The 16349-nt window shown below is 71.5% G+C and carries 17 protein-coding genes; 2 read left to right on the plus strand and 15 right to left on the minus strand.

What is annotated here, in order from left to right:
- The first annotated feature begins 15 nt into the window (after nt 1–15).
- Nucleotides 16–1032 carry a ribosome small subunit-dependent GTPase A gene (gene rsgA, locus A3G1_RS0114515; RefSeq protein ID WP_018350206.1) on the plus strand — a complete coding sequence of 339 codons (1017 nt, stop codon included), beginning with the start codon at nt 16–18 and terminating at the stop codon, nt 1030–1032.
- Between the two features lie 169 nt (nt 1033–1201).
- On the opposite strand, the gene A3G1_RS0114520 is transcribed toward rsgA, so the two are convergent.
- Nucleotides 1202–2074, minus strand: coding sequence for an alpha/beta hydrolase-fold protein (locus A3G1_RS0114520; RefSeq protein WP_018350207.1), 873 nt, complete (start codon nt 2072–2074; stop codon nt 1202–1204).
- 197 nt (nt 2075–2271) lie between these two features.
- On the opposite strand from A3G1_RS0114520, the gene A3G1_RS0114525 reads away from it, so the two are divergent.
- On the plus strand, nt 2272–3012 hold the full coding sequence (locus A3G1_RS0114525; protein WP_157641141.1) for an AfsR/SARP family transcriptional regulator: 741 nt from the start codon (nt 2272–2274) through the stop codon (nt 3010–3012).
- Here A3G1_RS0114525 and A3G1_RS0114530 read toward each other — a convergent pair.
- The 14 genes from A3G1_RS0114530 to A3G1_RS41770 all read right to left on the minus strand — a co-directional run bounded on the left by A3G1_RS0114530 (nt 3005) and on the right by A3G1_RS41770 (nt 16284).
- A complete protein-coding gene (locus A3G1_RS0114530; protein ID WP_051110558.1) occupies nt 3005–3826 on the minus strand; it encodes an acyl-CoA thioester hydrolase/BAAT C-terminal domain-containing protein in 822 nt (273 codons plus the stop codon). The two genes, A3G1_RS0114525 and A3G1_RS0114530, sit on opposite strands and share 8 nt — an antisense overlap.
- A gap of 26 nt (nt 3827–3852) precedes the next feature.
- Nucleotides 3853–4893 carry a discoidin domain-containing protein gene (locus A3G1_RS0114535; protein WP_157641142.1) on the minus strand — a complete coding sequence of 347 codons (1041 nt, stop codon included), beginning with the start codon at nt 4891–4893 and terminating at the stop codon, nt 3853–3855.
- Nucleotides 4890–5423: a phage tail protein gene (locus A3G1_RS0114540; protein ID WP_018350211.1), complete on the minus strand. Its 534-nt coding sequence runs from the start codon at nt 5421–5423 to the stop codon at nt 4890–4892. The genes A3G1_RS0114535 and A3G1_RS0114540 overlap by 4 nt, the downstream gene beginning before the upstream one ends.
- Nucleotides 5420–7324 (minus strand): putative baseplate assembly protein, encoded by a 1905-nt coding sequence (locus A3G1_RS0114545; protein ID WP_018350212.1) that lies wholly within the window; start codon nt 7322–7324, stop codon nt 5420–5422. Before A3G1_RS0114545 ends, A3G1_RS0114540 begins: the two co-directional genes overlap by 4 nt.
- Complete coding sequence (locus A3G1_RS0114550) at nt 7324–7761, minus strand: GPW/gp25 family protein (RefSeq protein WP_018350213.1); 438 nt, start codon at nt 7759–7761, stop codon at nt 7324–7326. The genes A3G1_RS0114545 and A3G1_RS0114550 overlap by 1 nt, the downstream gene beginning before the upstream one ends.
- A 5-nt stretch (nt 7762–7766) precedes the next feature.
- The gene (locus A3G1_RS0114555) at nt 7767–8048 is read right to left on the minus strand and encodes a PAAR domain-containing protein (RefSeq protein WP_018350214.1); all 282 of its coding nucleotides are present in this window, start codon (nt 8046–8048) and stop codon (nt 7767–7769) included.
- Between the two features lie 10 nt (nt 8049–8058).
- Nucleotides 8059–9813, minus strand: coding sequence for a VgrG-related protein (locus A3G1_RS0114560; protein WP_018350215.1), 1755 nt, complete (start codon nt 9811–9813; stop codon nt 8059–8061).
- Complete coding sequence (locus A3G1_RS0114565) at nt 9806–10540, minus strand: CIS tube protein (RefSeq protein ID WP_018350216.1); 735 nt, start codon at nt 10538–10540, stop codon at nt 9806–9808. Before A3G1_RS0114565 ends, A3G1_RS0114560 begins: the two co-directional genes overlap by 8 nt.
- The gene (locus tag A3G1_RS0114570) at nt 10537–10965 is read right to left on the minus strand and encodes a phage tail protein (protein WP_018350217.1); all 429 of its coding nucleotides are present in this window, start codon (nt 10963–10965) and stop codon (nt 10537–10539) included. The genes A3G1_RS0114565 and A3G1_RS0114570 overlap by 4 nt, the downstream gene beginning before the upstream one ends.
- Nucleotides 10966–10990: 25 nt before the next feature.
- Nucleotides 10991–13558 carry a hypothetical protein gene (locus tag A3G1_RS0114575; protein ID WP_026212137.1) on the minus strand — a complete coding sequence of 856 codons (2568 nt, stop codon included), beginning with the start codon at nt 13556–13558 and terminating at the stop codon, nt 10991–10993.
- A 103-nt stretch (nt 13559–13661) separates the two neighbouring features.
- Nucleotides 13662–13907, minus strand: a complete 246-nt coding sequence (locus A3G1_RS34905) for a DUF6760 family protein (RefSeq protein WP_018350218.1) — start codon at nt 13905–13907, stop codon at nt 13662–13664.
- Nucleotides 13850–14266, minus strand: a complete 417-nt coding sequence (locus A3G1_RS0114585; protein WP_018350219.1) for a hypothetical protein — start codon at nt 14264–14266, stop codon at nt 13850–13852. The genes A3G1_RS34905 and A3G1_RS0114585 overlap by 58 nt, the downstream gene beginning before the upstream one ends.
- The gene (locus A3G1_RS0114590; RefSeq protein ID WP_018350220.1) at nt 14266–14712 is read right to left on the minus strand and encodes a phage tail protein; all 447 of its coding nucleotides are present in this window, start codon (nt 14710–14712) and stop codon (nt 14266–14268) included. The genes A3G1_RS0114585 and A3G1_RS0114590 overlap by 1 nt, the downstream gene beginning before the upstream one ends.
- 27 nt (nt 14713–14739) lie before the next feature.
- Entirely contained in the window at nt 14740–16284 is a 1545-nt protein-coding gene (locus tag A3G1_RS41770; RefSeq protein WP_018350221.1) for a phage tail sheath family protein, read from the minus strand.
- Nucleotides 16285–16349 lie beyond the last annotated feature (65 nt).

Consider the following 16349-nt stretch of genomic DNA (forward strand, 5'->3'; position numbering starts at 1 on the left):
GGGGGTAACACGCACATGCAGCATCTGGCGGGCCTGGGCTGGACCGGGCACGAGACCGAGCACTGGCAGCAGGACGGCGAGGCCCTGCCGGGGCGGGTCGCCATCATGCACGGCCCGGCGGCCGAGGTGATCTGGTATCCCGGCGGCGAGGAACGGCACGAGCTGTTCCACCTGACCAGCGACCTGCCGGTCAGCCCGGTGGCCGGCGACTGGGTCACCATCACCGATGGGGCGCTGACCGGGGTGCTCCCCCGGCGGGCCAGCCTGACCCGGCCCGACCCGAACGGCAAGGACGTGCAGGTCATGGCGTCCAACATGGACCTGATCCTGATCGCGCTGCCGATCGACCGCGGCCTGAACCGCAAGGCGGCCGAGCGGCTGTCCGTGATGGCCTGGGACAGCGGCGCCCAGCCGGTCATCGTGCTCACCAAGGCCGACGGCGCCGCTGATGCCGAGGCGGAGGCCGCAGCGGCCGCCGAGGTCGCGCCGGGCGTGGACGTCATCGTCACCAGCTCGCTGTCCGGCGAGGGCGTCGCGCGGCTGCGCGAGCTGATGGCTGACCGGACCAGCGTCCTGCTCGGTGCCTCTGGCGCGGGTAAGACCTCGCTGCTCAACGCGCTGGAGGGCCGCGAGGAGGCCGTGCGCGAGGTCCGCAGGGACGGCGAGGGCCGGCACACCACGACCACCCGCAAGCTGTACCGGCTGAGCAGCGGCGGCGTCCTGCTCGACATCCCCGGCATCCGCGCGCTGGACCTGCTGGCCAGCGAGGACGGCCTCGAAGAGACGTTCGCGGACATCGCGGAGCTGGCGGCCGGCTGCCAGTTCGCCGACTGCGCGCACGAGGGCGACAAGGGCTGCGCGGTGGAGGCTGCCATCGCGTCGGGCGAGCTGCCTGCCCGGCGGCTGGAGAGCTGGCGGACCATCCGGCGCGAGATGGCCTACCAGAACCGGCGCAACGACCCCGAGGCGATGGCGGCCCAGCGGCAGAAGTGGAAGGCGATGAGCAAGGAGTCCCGCACGAACAAGCGCTGACGTTTAGAGGTCCTAACTCAATGGCGGTGGTGCTATGGCGAGTTCCAGGAGGCGAGCGGCAAGCAGATCTCAGAGCCGGATACCGGTGTTGTATCCGGCTCTGAGATCTGCGCAGTCCGGTCGCCTCCTGGGGCCGCCAGAGCGCCGCCAGTCATTGAGTTAGGACCTCTTAGTCCTCGTCTTCGGCTGGCCATTCCTCGACGCGCTCGGCGAAGGCCCACCGCAGGGCGTCGGGGAACAGGACCCCGCCGTGGGTACTGGCGTGCTGGCCGTCGCCGAGCACCAGGCGGAAGTCGTAGCCGGCCTCCGCGAGCGCGGCGGCCACCCGGAGGTTGCTCGACAGCCAGTTCCCCTCGGGCTCGTGCCAGCCGAGATCCCGGTGCGAGGCGGCCAGGAAGATCCGCAGCGGCTTGCGCGGCCCGGCCGGGATCAGCTCCGGGTACGGGTTGCCGCCGGGCATCTGCGCGAAGCTCGCGTTGAAGGAGATGACCCGCCGGAACCGGTCCGGGCGCAGCCAGGCGGCGGTCAGCGAGCAGTTGCCGCCGCTGCTGCCGCCGCAGACCGCCCACCGCTCGGGGTCGGCCGTGATCGCGTACCGCTCCGTGACCTGCGGAATGATCTCGTCCAGCAGGAAGGTCACGTACCGGTCGCCGAACGCGTCGTACTCCGCGTTGCGGTTCTTCGGCTCGGCCGCGCCCTCGAAGACACCCGGCTCGACGAAGACGGCGATGGTGACCGGGATGTCGCCCCGGCTGATGAGGTTGTCCAGCACGACCGGTGCCCGTACCCGGCCCTGCGGGTCGGTGTACCAGAGCGCGTCCTGCACGACCAGCAGGGACGCGGGCTCGGCCGGGTCGTACTGCTGCGGTACGTAGACCCAGAACTTGCGGCTGGTGCCCGGGTACACGGTGCTGGTGTCCCAGCCGAACTCGACCAGCTGCCCGGCCGGCACTCCAGGCTGGACGAACGAGTCGGGGCCGTGGGCGTACTGCACGTCGGACTGGTCGAGCGGGAGCGGCTGGAACGGCACCATGATCGTCACGTCCGGCAATATAGCCATCGCGGCCCGGCCGCACCGCACGGTTTTCGGCGGCACGGTGCGCGGCGGGTTCCGTCCCGTTCCCGACCGATCACGCTGTGACCTTGGAAAACTACTGTCGGATACCTGGCTTTCCTACCTGCCGGTATTTTTTCGCGTGGCATTCTGCGCTGACGTGCTGTTTGTTCACGGGAGGACACGTGTCCACACTCGCTCAGCGCAGCCCCGGCCAGACAACCACTTCACGACCCTTCATGGAACTGCGCTGCCTAGGCGGGTTCCGGCTCTCGGTGCGGGGGCAGCCGGTCGACTGCACCGCCGTCAAGCCCCGGACCAGGACCGCGCTGCGGCTGCTCGCGATGCGGGCCGGGCGGCCGGTACACCGGGAGACGCTGATCGAGGCGCTGTGGCCGGGCAGCCCGCCCGTCACCGCCACGCACAACCTGCACGTCACGCTGTCGAGCCTGCGGCGGCTGCTCGGTACGGGGCCCGGCGAGCTGGTGCGGGACGGCGACGCGTACGAGCTGGTGCTGCCGGCCGGCGGGTACAGCGATGTCGTCACCTTCACCGCCGCGATCGAGACAGCGCACCAGGCCCGGCTGAACGGCGACCAGGGGACGCTGGTCGTGGCGCTGCGGGCGGCGCTCGACGCGTACGCCGGCGAGCTGCTGCCGGAGGACGGGCCGGCCGAGTGGGTCGTGACGGAACGCGAGGCGCTGCGCCGCCGCGCCGCCGCCGCAGCCGTCGAGCTGGCCCGGGTCGCGCACCGCCGTGGCGACCTGGCCGAGGTGGCCACGGCCGCCGGGCAGTGCGTGGAGATCGACATGTACTGCGACGCCGGCTGGCGGCTCCTGATCGAGGGCCGGACGGCGCTGGGCGACCTCGCAGCCGCCGGACGGGCCCGGCAGCGGTACGCGGCGGTGCTGGCGACCCTCAGGTAGCGAGGCCGAGGGCCGTGAGGATTTCGGGCCAGGCCGCCGCGCCGAGACGCCGGTCGGCTTCCGGTGTGCCGCCCCGGGCGAGGCGGCTGGGTGCTGGTGGTGTTTCGCCAGAGAAGACGGGCTGGTGCCCGGCGGACGGTTCGCTGACCACTGTGGTCGGCAGGCCGTGCTCTCGCCGGCGAGCGCGGATGGCGGCGGCGAACACGTCGGCCGGCCACACCTGGTCGTCGCCGCCGTGCACGAGCAGGACACTGCCGGTGATCCGCTCGACGGTGATGGTGGCTGCGGGCACGCGGCCGGCGTGTGTCACGAGGCTTGACTCGTAGTGGGTGCGGTACGCGACGGGGCCGGCCAGTTCTGCGGGCTTCCAGTCCTCGTCGTAGGGGACGAAGGGTAGTGGCAGGCCGTTCAGAGTCCAGGAGGATCTGCGCGGGAAAGCGGTGCCGTCGGGGCCCGGGCCGACATTCGCCCAGGTCACCGAGGTCGGGGCGAGGGCGACGACCGAGGAGACGCGGGGGTCGTGCACGGCGGTCAGCAGGGCTGCCTCTGCGCCTTTGGAGATGCCTGCGATGCCGATCGGTGTCGCCGGGTACAGGGCTGCGAGCTTGCCGACGGCGGCAATGAAGTACTCCAGCGGGAACTCGCAGATGCCTGCGGGCTGGCCTGTGCCGCCGAACCAGCGGGGAACGAGCACCGCCGCCCCGTGCCCGGCGAGCAGCCGGGCCCGGGTCATGTCCGGCCGGCCGCTGGAGCCGTGGAGCAGCAGGACGGCGGCTCGAGGGGTACCGCTGGGTGGCGTGATCAGGCTCGTCATCGCCACCCACAGTAACTCCACGGTGGTCAGCGGCCGAAGAACTCCAGCTCGGCGATCGCGGGCGGGCGGGTACCGGGGCCGTAGACGCCCTTGATGGTGATGCGGACGCGGGCGGTGTCGCTGGCCTTCACGCTGAAGGTCTGCGGGCCGGGTGCGTCCACGAGCTTGAGCGTCCTGGCCGTGACCACGTCCCCGGTGGAGCTGAACGCCTCCACGCGCAGCTCGGCCGGGCGGCCGTCGGCGACGAAGACCTTCTGGTCGGCGGAGACGCCGGGCGTGACGATGATGTCGAGCAGCCGCATCGGCTTGGCGAACTCCGCCTCGACCCAGCCGCCGGGGCCGGGCAGGGCCGTGGCCCAGTACCGGTCGTTGTGGCCGTCGTAGACGCGGTCGGGTCCGGCTCCGGCTGCGGAGGAGGAGGCGCGGGCGCTGGCCGGTACGACACGGTTGTGGGTTTTGACCCGGTCGAGGAGTGCGGTGTAGCCACGGCCGGGGAGGGACCTCAGCGCTGGCACGGCCAGGAAGATCAGGATGAGCAGCAGGGCGGCGAGAATCAGGATCGGCCTGCGCCACTGCCTCGGCTGGGACACGTCGCGGCGCGTTCCGGCCTCGTAGGTCTTCCTGCGGAAGATCCGCTTCCACCACGGCGGCGGCGGGACCACGGGGGCCTCGGCCAGCGACGTGCCGCAGCGGCGGCAGAACCGGCGCTTCGGATCGTTGCCGGAGCCGCAGAAACCGCAGATCAGCTCGCCGGGCAGCGGACGGCGATCCTCGGGCTCCGGCTGCGGGCGCCGGGTGATGGGCGGGGGTTCTGTGGCTGTGGGCTGCACGGCGACCGGCTGTACAGCCTTCGGCTGCGCGGATTCGGGGGCGCGCTGTTCTGGTTCGGGGGCGTGCCGCCGGGGGTCAGGGGTGTGCCGTTCCGGGTCCGGGATGGTGTGTGGCCTCGGGTCTGGAGGCTGCGCGGTCTCGGCTATCGCCGAGTCCCACTCCAGGAAAGCTCCGCACGCGCCGCAGAACTCCACCTTGCGCTCGCTGCGTTCCCCGCACTGACCACAAACGATCATCGTGTACCCACCTCCAGCGTCACAGCCACATGCGCGGGCACCGTCTCGCTGATCACGGCCAGCACCCGGCGTTCGTCCACGTCCCGGCCACCCGTGATCCGCACGGTCACCCGGGGTTGCTCGTCCGGCAGGTCGGCACCTGGGTGCGGCGACCAGGTACACCCGCCGCTGTCGGCGATCTCGACCTCGCCGCCCGTGAGCAGGGCCACGTGTGCGGCCAGGCCACCCGGCGTACCCCGCTGGCGGTGCAGGCTCACCGCGTGCGCGACCAGCTCGCGGCGCTCGGCGAGCGGCCGGTCGGCGTCGAGCTGCACGCCGGCCCAGGAGGCGAGCACGTCGAGGAAGTCCTCCGGTGTGAGGTACGGATCGAGGTATGCCGGGAACGAGTCCAGCGCGAGGAAGACCGGGGCGAGGACGCCGTCGAGGGCTTCGGTGAGGCGCTGGGTGAAGTCGTCGTCGAGGTACACGCCGGGGAGGCGGGCTCCGATCGGGTGCGGTGAGATCAGGCCTTCGAGGCTTTCCCTGGTCATGGGCGGGTCACCCGGACCTGGTGGCCGTAGGAGTAGACGAGGCCGTTGACCGGGAGTTCGAGGCGTGGGACGGCGCTGCCCCGCTCGCCGGTACGCGGGTCGGCGCCGAAGAGGCGGACGTCGTCCACCATGTCGATGCCGGGGAGCCGCTGGAGGACGGCGTAGATCTCGCCGGCCTGGACGGGGCGGCCGAAGGGCCAGCCGGTGCCGTCGGGGCCGCCGGTCACCGGGTGCAGGTACGAGAAGAGGGCCTCCAGTGCCGCCGTGCGCAGGGCGTCGGGGCTCGTGCGGGCCTTGGCCTGGATCTGGGCGACGACGGTGACGCCCTGGTAGTACGGCGGCTCGACGGAGATGCGGGCGCCGATGCAGCGGCGGGCTTCGAGGTGGTCGCGGATCCGGCTCAGCAGCACGTCGCCCGGGCGGAGGTCACCGAAGGGCAGCTCGGCGGTGTTGGCGACGGCGGGGACGACGAGGACGCGGACGGCGGCGGAGTCGGGGCTGGCCGGTACGCAGCGGACGCGGGCGGCGTCGGGGGCAGCCTCGCGCGCCAGGGCCTCGTAGTCCTCGGCGGTGACGGCACGGTCGCGGGTACGGAGGACGAGCGGGCCACGGGTCGCCGCGTCGTCCACCGACTCGCCGTCGACTCCCCCGCTGGCCGGGCGGCGGTTCGTGACGGTACTGACGAACGGTACCGGGTCGCGCTGGACGACCAGGACGTTGCGGGCCACGTTGCCCCGGCGCCCGCCGCCGGTCCGGTACTCGGGGAGCACGATCGCGGCACCCTTGGCCGGGACGGCCCCGTACAGGCGGAGGCTGCCGTCTGGCTCGCGGACGGCGGGACCGAAGACCAGCTCGCCGGCCCCCCGGTCGACCATGAAGTGCCGGTCGTCGGGGCCGGACTGTGCGAACGACGTGACCTCAGTCCACTCGTCGTCGCCGACGAGGGCGGTGAGCGGGTCGCCGGCGACGATGGGGGCGTGCTCCAGCGGGTACCGCAGGCCTGGGACGCCCTCGCCGAAACCCGCCTGCTCGTTGCGGATCACGTCGGCGTGGATGGCGGGGACGGTGCCGCCCATCGTGCGGGCTGTGACGGCACGGAGCTGGGGCGAGTCGCGGTAGAACCTCTGGCCGGGCGCCGGCTCGGTGAGCCGGCAGCGCAGCCAGCCAGCCAGCTGCCTGCCGACGATCGAGGTGGCGTGGCCGGCGGGGAGGTGGACGACGATGTCGCCGGGCTTGTTGAAGCCGCCGGTGGTGTCGGACTCGACCTCGCAGGCGGTCCAGGCCGAGCCGTTCCACGCCTCCCAGATCCATGGCGGGTCCTTCGGGTCCACGCCGACGCCCTGTGCCTCACACTCGACGCGGAGCAGGACGGCGCAGCTCGGGACGGCGTTCGACAGTCCGAAGAGGAGGGTGTCGCCGGGGGCTGGCTGGGCGGAGAAGCACGGGATGGGAGCGGAGGCGAGCTCGTCGGTGCGGTCGGCGGTGCCGGTGACGACCTTGGCGAGGCTGCACGGCACGATGTCGAGCTCGCGCTCGGTGGTGAAGACGACCGGCTCCTCGGCGTCGATCCGGGCACTGGAGACCTGCGAGCCCCCGGGGACGACGACGGCGGACTCCTGGGCGGCCGACAGCCAGTACGTGACGTCGACGGCGGCTGCTGTCGGCGGGAAGAGGCGCACGCCGATCAGGTCGAGGAACTTGAGGTAGTGCAGGCCGGGGACGCGGTTGAGCCGGTACAGCATCGAGTCGACCATGAAGGCGAAGGTCTCGATCAGCGTGACACCCGGGTCGGAGACGTTGTGGTCCGTCCACTCCGGGCAGTTGCGCTGGACGCGCCGCTTGGCCTCGTCGACCAGGTCCTGGAAGCGCCGGTCGTCGAGGTTGGGGCTCGGCAGGGCCATCAGGAGCCTCCGTCGCGGCCGGAGAACGGCAGGTCGCCGTCCTCGTGCGGGGGGATCACGTAGAACGGGAAGACCAGGTTGCGCGGGTCGTTGTCGCCCCGGACGGCGTACCGGATGTCGATGAGGAGCATGCCCTGGTCTGCGGCGTCGAAGCTGACCGCGACGTCGACGACGCTGATCCTCGGCTCCCACTGCTCCAGTGACAGCCTGACCTCGTACGCGATCCGGCCGGCCGTGGCGGCGTCGGCGGGCGCGAAGACGAGGTCGTGGATCGCGCAGCCGAACTCCGGCCGCATCGGCCGCTCCCCCGGCGCCGTGGCCAGGATCAGCCGGACGCTCTCGGCGATCTCCCGCTCGCCGCCGACCAGGGCTATCGAGCCGGTCTGGTCTGTACGCAGCGGGAAGGCCCAGCCGTGGCCGACGAACTCCTCCGACATCGCCGCTACCCTCCGATCAGGACGGTCGGGCAGCCCATGATGATCGGCGCGCCGCAGCCGGCCATGTCGCCCATCCGGGCGGCCGGCATGCCGCCGATCAGCACGGTCGGGCAGCCGGGCGGGGTGAGCGGGCTCGGCGGGTGCACAGCCGGCGGCGGGAACGAGCAGGTGTGCAGGTCGCTGACCCGGGCGGCCGGCATGCCACCGATGAGCACTGTCGGGCAGCCCGGGCCGGTGATCACGCCCGGGTGGCCGGTCGGGTCGCCGACCCTCGCCGCTGCTGGCACGGTACACCTCCTAATTGATCTTCACGATGCCGCCGGTGATCGTGACCTGGCCGCTCGCCTTGAGCTCGGCCTGCGCCGTGCCCTGGGCGGAGACCTTCTGGCCCTTGATCTCGACGGCTCCGGAACCACCGTCCACAGTGACCCCGGCGCCCTTGAGTTCGAGCTTGCCGGTGCCGGCGTCGACGGTGACCCCGGAGGATCCGGTGAGGGAGACCTTGCCGCTCAACAGGTCGAGCTTGAGCGAGAGCTTGCCGTCGCCGGTGGCGAGGGTGATGCCGCCCTGCTCCGAGAGTTCGAGCTTGTGGCCCTTCCGGGACACGAGAGCGCGGACGGCGACCTCGCCGCTGCCGCTGTCGACGGCCGGGGAGGACAGGGCCGGCGGGGCGTCCTTGCCGTTGAACAGGCCGCCGACGACGTAGATGGTGTCGGGGTCACTGCTGGAGAATCCGGCGAGGACCTCGTCGCCGACCTCCGGCAGGAACACCGCGCCGCGATCCTTGCCGGCGCCCGGCATGGCGACCCGTGCCCACGCACTGCTGAACTCCTTCGACAACCAGGGCAGCGTGAGCTTGACCCGGCCCAGCTTGAGCGGGTCCTTGATGTCGCTGACGATCGCAGGGACCAGGCCGTGGCCGGTGGATGGCGAGGATACGGACGGGGCGCTGATCAGGCCGTAGAACGAACGTTCCTGGCGGCCGGAGACCGTGAACGACGTGGTGTAGCCGGAGCCCTCACTGAACAGGTGACGAGTGCTGGTGAGGGTGTACTTGCCCTTGAACTCGTCTCCGACCCCGCCGAGCGCGACAGCGACTCCGGCCCGCAGCGCCGGGTTGCCCTTCGCGACGCCGTCCAGCTCCACGCAGGCCCCGCCGAGCTGGGCTGCGATCGCCTCGGCTGTGGCCTTGACCGTCCCCTGTGTCCGCCAGGACGGGTCGGCCGCGACGTACGGCGGGCTCTTGAAGAGGTTGCCGAGCTTGACCGGATCGGCCTGGACCTCCGAACCCGCGGCGGAAGGCTTGGCCGTGGCGGTGACTTCCTGCTTGCGCTCGAAATCCCAGCCACGGACCTCGACGGACGGCACCTGCTCGGCAGCCGTGACGGACGCGCGGAGCGACACCAGGTTACGGCCGGCTTCGAGGACGAGCGGGTCGGAATGGGCCTTGGCACCCGGGTCGGGCGCGGCGGACGGCTTCTCGGGGAGCTGGAAGCTGAGCGCGCCGTCCACGACGGCCACCTGCGCGCCGACCAGGTCCGCGAGGCGCGACAGGAACTCCCAGTCGCTGACGTTGTCCTGGCTGATCTGCGTGCCGACCGGCCCGCCGACACCCTGCACCGAGTCGATCTTCCCGGCGCGCAGGCCGGCCCGGGTCGCTACCTTGCGGACGACGTCGGAGACGGTCATCGCCGGATACGCGGCGACCCGGCGGCCCCGGAACAGGCGGTGTGCCTGGTCCAGGCCACGGACCTCCGTGAGCGTGCCGCTCCGGTCGAGTTCGAGCTCGACACCCGTCACCTCGCCGGCCAGGAGCGTCACCGGGCCCGAGGGCTCGGCCGTCTGCACCTTCAGCGTGACCCTCGCCCCGATCCTGAAACCGGCCTTGGAGAGGACAGTGTGCGAAGGGTCCCGGAACCGGAGGACGAACAGGTCGGGCAGGTTCCGGGAGTCGTCGACGTAGGCGTAGGTGAGCAGCGAGGCGACATCGGCGGGGAGCTGGCTGCCCTCCACCTCGATGAGCAGGCTGTTCGCGAAGCTCTCGTTAGCCATTCCCCAGCTCCTCCAGTGCTGGGACCAGCAGCCGGGTACCGGGGCGCAGGCGCAGCGGGTCGTCGATGTCGTTGGCCTCGGCGACGGCCCGCCACCGGCCGGCGTCGCCGTACGCCCGGTACGCGACGGACTGGAGGGTGTCGCCGGCGACGAGCACGTGCACGTCGCGGGCGGCGAGGGCGCCGGACGTCGGATTCTGCCCCTTCTTCTCGCCGGCGATCTCTTCGAGCACGACCGTGCACACCGCCCTGACCGGCATGCCGGCCGGGGTGAACAGGGTGTACTTCGCTGTCACGCTGTTGATGAAGCCGGGGAAGCTGGTCAGCCCGCCCCAGTAGAAGATCACCCAGGGCGGGGTCTTGGCCTCGCCGTAGCGGACGGTGCAGGTGAACAGCTGCTCGACGGACTTGACGACCCCGTCGTCCATCTTCTCCGTCGCGTCGAAGAAGAGTTCGAGGCTGAGCTTCGCCGGATCGGGGCCGAGGAACTCCGGCGGCGCGGCCTTCTTCGCCTTGGCCTGCGTCTCCCGCTTCCACTTGGAGGTCTTGGCCAGGCTGAGTTCCTTCGGGTTGAACTGGAAGTCGATCTTCCCGATGACGTTGCTCGACGGCTTGGCCGTCGAACCGTCCGACGGGGGCTCGCGCAGCTCGAGATAGGCGTGCTGGAGGCTGGCCGGCGAGCCCTTCGACCCGCCAGCCGGCGACGTGAACGCGACCGGGGACGTCATGCCGCCACGAACCCGTGATGCGCCAGCTCCAGCGTCTCCGTCGCGATCTTCGGGCTGTCGAGGTTGAGCTGCGGGCCGGTCCACCGCACCGGGACGACGCCCTGGAGGTTCCAGCTCGCGATCTTCTTGCCCTCAGGGTTGCGCGCCTCGATCGTGGCCGTCATCCGCCTGATCCCGCCGGCCATGTTCGCGAACCACTTGGTGATCTTCTCGCTGTCGGCGGTCACCTGCCGGGTGAGCTTGATGTTCGGATACTTGATCCGGGTCGGCAGCTGCCACACCCAGCCGTTCTGGCCGCCCTCCTCGCGCTGCTCCATGACGACCTCGCAGCCCAGGCCCTCGCACGAGTTGAACGCGCCCAGGCTGTCGTTGTCCACCTTGACGACGAAGTAGACCGCGACCGCCTCGATGTCCGCCCTGCCCATGCCCGCCTCCTCACGTGGTCTTCGTTCAGAACCTCAGGTCCGTCACCGTGCCGCGCCGGTCGCGGTCGAGCCGGAGCTCGGCGCGCAGCCTGCGCAGCAGCGGGTCGAAAAGCTTCTTCAGCAGCTCGTCGGGGTCACCGCCTGCTCCCCCGCCGGGTCCACCGCCAGCTGAGGCAGGGGCCTGGGAGGCTGCCGCGGTCTCGGCCTGGACGAAGATTTTTTCGGTACCTGCGACGGCAGGCTCGCCTGGTCCGCGGCTCAGCTCCCGCTGGACCTGCGGCTGAGGCGGGACCAGTGGCGGCGGCTCGGCCCGGAGCGGCGCCAGAGGCTCGGCGTGAAACAGCGCCGGAAGCGGGGGCGGCGGCCCTTCGTCAGGCTGCCCGGCCTCGGAGTCCACCGCGCGCTGCACCGGCTGCGCGACCGCAGGCAACCCGCCGACCAGCGTCCGGGTGGGTAGCGGCAGTGGGGTGGGAGGCGCGGAAGGGGCTGGTTCGTCGATGACGGCGTACGACCACTGTGGACCATCGTCGGCTGGTGGGGGGTTGGGCCCCGGTGTAGTCGTGGTCGGCGTAAGGCGCTGGAGCGTGGGCCTGGTGTCGGTGCCAGGCTGGAGGTTCACGGGCTGCGGCCCGGAAAACGGCTCCCCGATAGTCCCGCGCTGGAGACCAGGCTGCGAGTCACCTGTCGTGAAGCGCTGAACCGGCTGCGTAGTGAGGAACGGCTGGACAGCAGGCGCGCTGTGCACGACCGGCTGCCGCTGGACGATGCCGGCCGTGGCGGACGGCGTCTCACCCGGCCGGAACGGCGCGCCCAGCCCGAGCCTGCGGGCCGCACCGCCGTCCACGGCTTCGCCTCCGGACGGCCGCTGTGCGGCCAGACCCCCGGCCGACCCGGCCTCAGTCCGCTGTACCAGCGGACCGGCCGGCTCCGCCGGCCCCGGCCCGCCCCCAGCCCCCGGCCAGCCCCCGGCACCCGCCGCACTCACCACCGGCCCAGCCCCGGAACCGGGCCCAGAACCCAGTTCCAGCCCCGATCGCTGCACCGTCCCGCCACCCGCCCCGGCCGCCGCGCTACCAGCACCGGCCTGGAGCCCGATACCGCCACCGGTCCCCATGCCCAGGGTTTCGCGGTCTGTCCGGGAGGAGGTGGCGTGCTGCGCTGTTTCCGCGTCAGGCTCCGTCTCCCGTTGCACCGCCAGGTCGCCAGCTCCCGCCGCCTCGGCGTCACCACCCGAGTGCAGTGGCTCGCCTGGGAATCCCTCCTGCCCGCCCGGCCCAGCGGCCAGCGTCAGCGGTTCCGTGGCAGACCCCGGCTGTTCGTCGCTCAGTCCCGGAGTTCCGCCCGCCGACGGAATCGGTTCCGTTGCCATCGGAGACAGTGGAACTTCGGCGGACCCGAGCGTTTCGCGTACGGCCCCCGGCCCTGAGGCAGGCTGAGCACCGGCTCCTTCTGACACCGACCGCGAGACGACGACCGGGCCTGGCCCGGCACCACTCCCGGTCCCCGGGGGCGCTGCGGACCCGCTGCTGGCGTCCGTCGAGACCGCCTCCGCGTCACCGCTGCCGCTCGGGTCGGCTGCGGCCACATCCGCGCCGATCGTGGGCCGCGTTCCGGGTGCGGGCTCCGGCTCAGCCGGTTCCGCTTCTGCTTCCGCCTCCTGCTCCGGGCTCGGCTGGGGCCATGAGCCGGACACCTCCGCCAGGCGCGAGACAGTCACCATTTCGGGGAGGCCTGCGCCGGCCGTGTCTTCCGGGCCAGGCCGGGCCGCAGTTTCCGCGGGAAGAGCGTCCCCGGGCTGACCTGCCACGTCTCGCTGGACACTCGGGGTAGGGCTGGACGGTTGCCCGCCTGGCAGCCCCGGTTCCTTGCGCAGCGGCGGTTCTGGGAGGGGGGACGTACGGGAGACCGTCAGCGGGGCCGGGACGTTCATGGTTTGCGGGCTGAAGGCCGGCGGCTCGGGGGCTTCGCCGGCTGGGTCGGGGGTGAGGCTCGGGAGTTCCGACCCGAGCAGGCCGGCCTCACCAGCGGGCTCCAGTGCCGTGCTGTGCGAGCCGTCCGCTTCACCCAATTGCGGGGCGGCGTCTCGCTGCACCGTCTCTTGTGGACTCTGGCCATCAGAATCGGCTACACGCTGGACAACCGGCCGTTCCGCCACGACAGGCACGCCGGCCACGGAGCTGCCAGCGACCGGCTCGGCACCGCCACCTGCTTCCCGCTCCGCACCAGACGCCCCAGCGAACCGCTGGAGGAACCGGGACACCATCCCGCCCCCGCCGGCACCCGTCAAACCCTCGCCGCCCCGCTCCCGGACCGGCGGTTCCTCGTGCGCCACCGGCACCCGGACGGGCAGTTCCTCGTACGCCACAGACTCCCGGACCGGCACCGCGATGTCCGCCGACCCCGAAGGCTCCGACGGCCCGACCGCGTGACCGAGCGGGGCGAGGTACGACGGGTTCTGCCAGGCTGTCAGCCGGCCGGAGAACTCGCCGACCGGGTTGACCAGCGGGTGGGCCGCGACGACGCGCTGGATCGGTGGCAGGCTGCGCCACTCGGCCCGGAACACCGGCCCCGGCACCACAGCCGGCCCGGCCACAGCTTCCGTTCCCGCCTCCGGCTCTTGTGCGGATCTCCCGCTCCTGCGGAACGGCCACATTCCCGCTCACCTCCCCTGCCCGCTCGCGTGTCCCGGATCCGGCTCACCCCGGGTACGGCTGGAACGACGCCGGCCGGTGCGACGCCTGGTTCATCCGGGTATTGATCTTGGCTATCTCGGCCGCGTACCGCTGCCGGTCCGCGTGCTCCAGGTCGAGAATGTCGCCGAGCGGCCAGTGGAAGTGGTAGGCAACGTACGCGATCTCCTCCTGGAGCCGGTCGGCCGCGTACGTCAGGATTCCCCCGGCCGCCCACCACCCGCGAGGTCCACAGTGAACCCGTGGCCGCACGACGGGCACGCCACCCCGGCCCGGGTGTGCCCCTCGCTGTTGACCCTGCGGTACAGGTCCTGGAGGAAGGCCAGGTCCGCGGCGAACAGGTTCTCCACGACGCCGGCGTGCACGTCGGCCACGCCGCCCAGCCGGGTGATCACCCGGGCGAGCAGCACGACCGTCAGGTACGCCGGATTCTCCCGGACCCGGTCGTCGCGGAGCGGGACCAGCTCGTCGCGGGCCGTGGCCAGCCGCATCACCCCGGCCCGGTGGACGGTCCCGGCGTCGTCCACATAGCCCCGGGGCAGCTCGAACGCGAACTCGGTCCGGAGCTGCTCCGCCGGAGCCTCGGCCGGAGCCGGTATCGTCCGGCGCACTACTCGACCGTCAGTTCCTCGTAGGTGATGACCGCCTTCTCGGTCAGCACGCTGGTGTCACCGGCCTTCAGCGAGCCGATCTCCAGGCTCTTGAGCCACGCGCCGACCAGGTTGTACCGCTTGATGGCCGAACCCTCGTAGTCGAAGATGATCACGGCGGCGGTCTTGCGGGCGTCGGACATCTTGCCGAAGCGCGCGTCCTTCATCCACTTCTCGAAGCTGTTGGAGTCCGTCAGGCCCCGGGTCACGGTGATCTCACCGGCCTTGGGCCGCCCCGGCAGCTTCTTGATCATGTATTTGCCGTCGGCGGACATGTTCGTCTTCAGCTCGATCACGTCCTGCTCGAACTTGAGCCCGCTGACCTCGTTGATCTGCTTGATCATCACACCGTCGACCTCGAGCCCGAAGGAGTGGCCGACCGAGGAGTCGAAATCGGGAAGTGCCATGTGACTTACCTGCCCCTTCTGCTCTGCTTACTCGCTGACCAGGCTGGTGCCGCCGGAGAACTGCGACAGCCGGAAGATGACGAACTCGGCGGGCTTGACGGGCGCGACCCCGATCTCACAGATCACCTGGCCCGCGTCGATGCTCTCGGCCGGGTTGGTCTCCCGGTCGCACCGGACGTAGAAGGCCTCGTCGGGCGTGAGCCCGAACAGCGCGCCCTTGCGCCACTCCATGACCAGGAAGGCCGCGATCGTCCTGCGGATCCTCGCCCAGAGTGCGTCGTCGTTCGGTTCGAAGACCACCCACTGTGTACCGATGAGGATGGACTTCTCCAGGTAGTTGAACAGCCGCCGCACGTTCAGGTACCGCCAGGCCGGGTCGCTCGACAGCGTCCGCGCGCCCCAGACCCGGATGCCGCGCCCGGGGAAGGCCCGCACGCAGTTGACGCCGACCGGGTTGAGCAGCTCCTGCTCGGCCTTGGTGAGCTGGGTCTCCAGCGAGATGGCTCCCCGGATGACCTCGTTGGCCGGTGCCTTGTGCACGCCACGGGTCGCGTCGTTGCGCGCCCACACGCCCGCCATGTGCCCGCTCGGCGGCACGAAGCCGTTCGTGCCGGTCGCGGGGTCGAAGACCTTGATCCACGGGTAGTACAGGGTGGCGTACTTCGAGTCGTAGCCCGCCTCGTTGACCCGCCAGTCCTTCACCTTCTGCGGGTTGAGGCCCGGTGGCGTGTCGAGGATCGCGACCCGGTCGCCCATCAGTTCACAGTGGGCGATCATCGCGAGCTGCACGGCCTTCACCGTCTCGGCGTCGATCGCGCCCTTCTGGTACGCGCTCATCAGGTCGGGCACCGCGACCATGGTCACCTCGTCGACGACCTCCAGCCCGCCGAAGCCGGTGCGGTCGGCGACATCGCCCACGTACACGTCGGCGACGATCTGGGCCGGGACGGCGGAGGGGGCTGGCGGGGCGTTCAGCGTCGCGACCGTACCCGTCTCGGGCCGCGCGACGGCGCCAGCCGCCTCCTGCTCCTCCAGCGTGATCAGGCGGGACGCCTCGCGGACCCTGGTCACCACGTTGTCGCGGCCCCGCTTGGCCGTGACGTTCTCGAAGGTCTCCGCGACCGCGCCGCCCCGCTTGACGAGCAGCGTGAACCGGTCCTCCGGCGGGCTGTCCCCGGTGGCGGGGGCGATCTCGACGCTGATGTCGCTGGCTCCGAGCTCCTTCGCCGCCACCCTGTACCCGCCGAGCAGTGCCTGCGCCGAGCCTGCTCCCCCGCCGAGCTCGCCCTGCTGCCCAGTGTCGTCCCGTTCGCCGCCGACCCGGACGATGTAACAGTTGCCGCCGCCGTTCAGGAAGTATCCGTAGACGGCCTGCGGCAGGTAGCAGCCCTCGGCGAACTCGCCGAACGTCTGGGTGTACTGGCTCCAGTTCGACACGAGCGTCGGCGTGTTGAACGGGCCCTGCGCGGCGAAGCCGACGAAGGCCGCCACGGCGGTGCCCACGCCCTCGATGGGCCGGGAACCGGCCTCGACCTCCTCGACGTACACGCCGGGCGACAGATACGTGGGCATGGGTGTGCCTCCTCGTCCACTACGCAGGTAGCTAGATCATGTAGCTGCCTGGCGGCCGGACCAAC

This window comes from Longispora albida DSM 44784 (genome assembly GCF_000379825.1).
GTDB classification, from domain to species: Bacteria; Actinomycetota; Actinomycetes; order Mycobacteriales; family Micromonosporaceae; genus Longispora; species Longispora albida.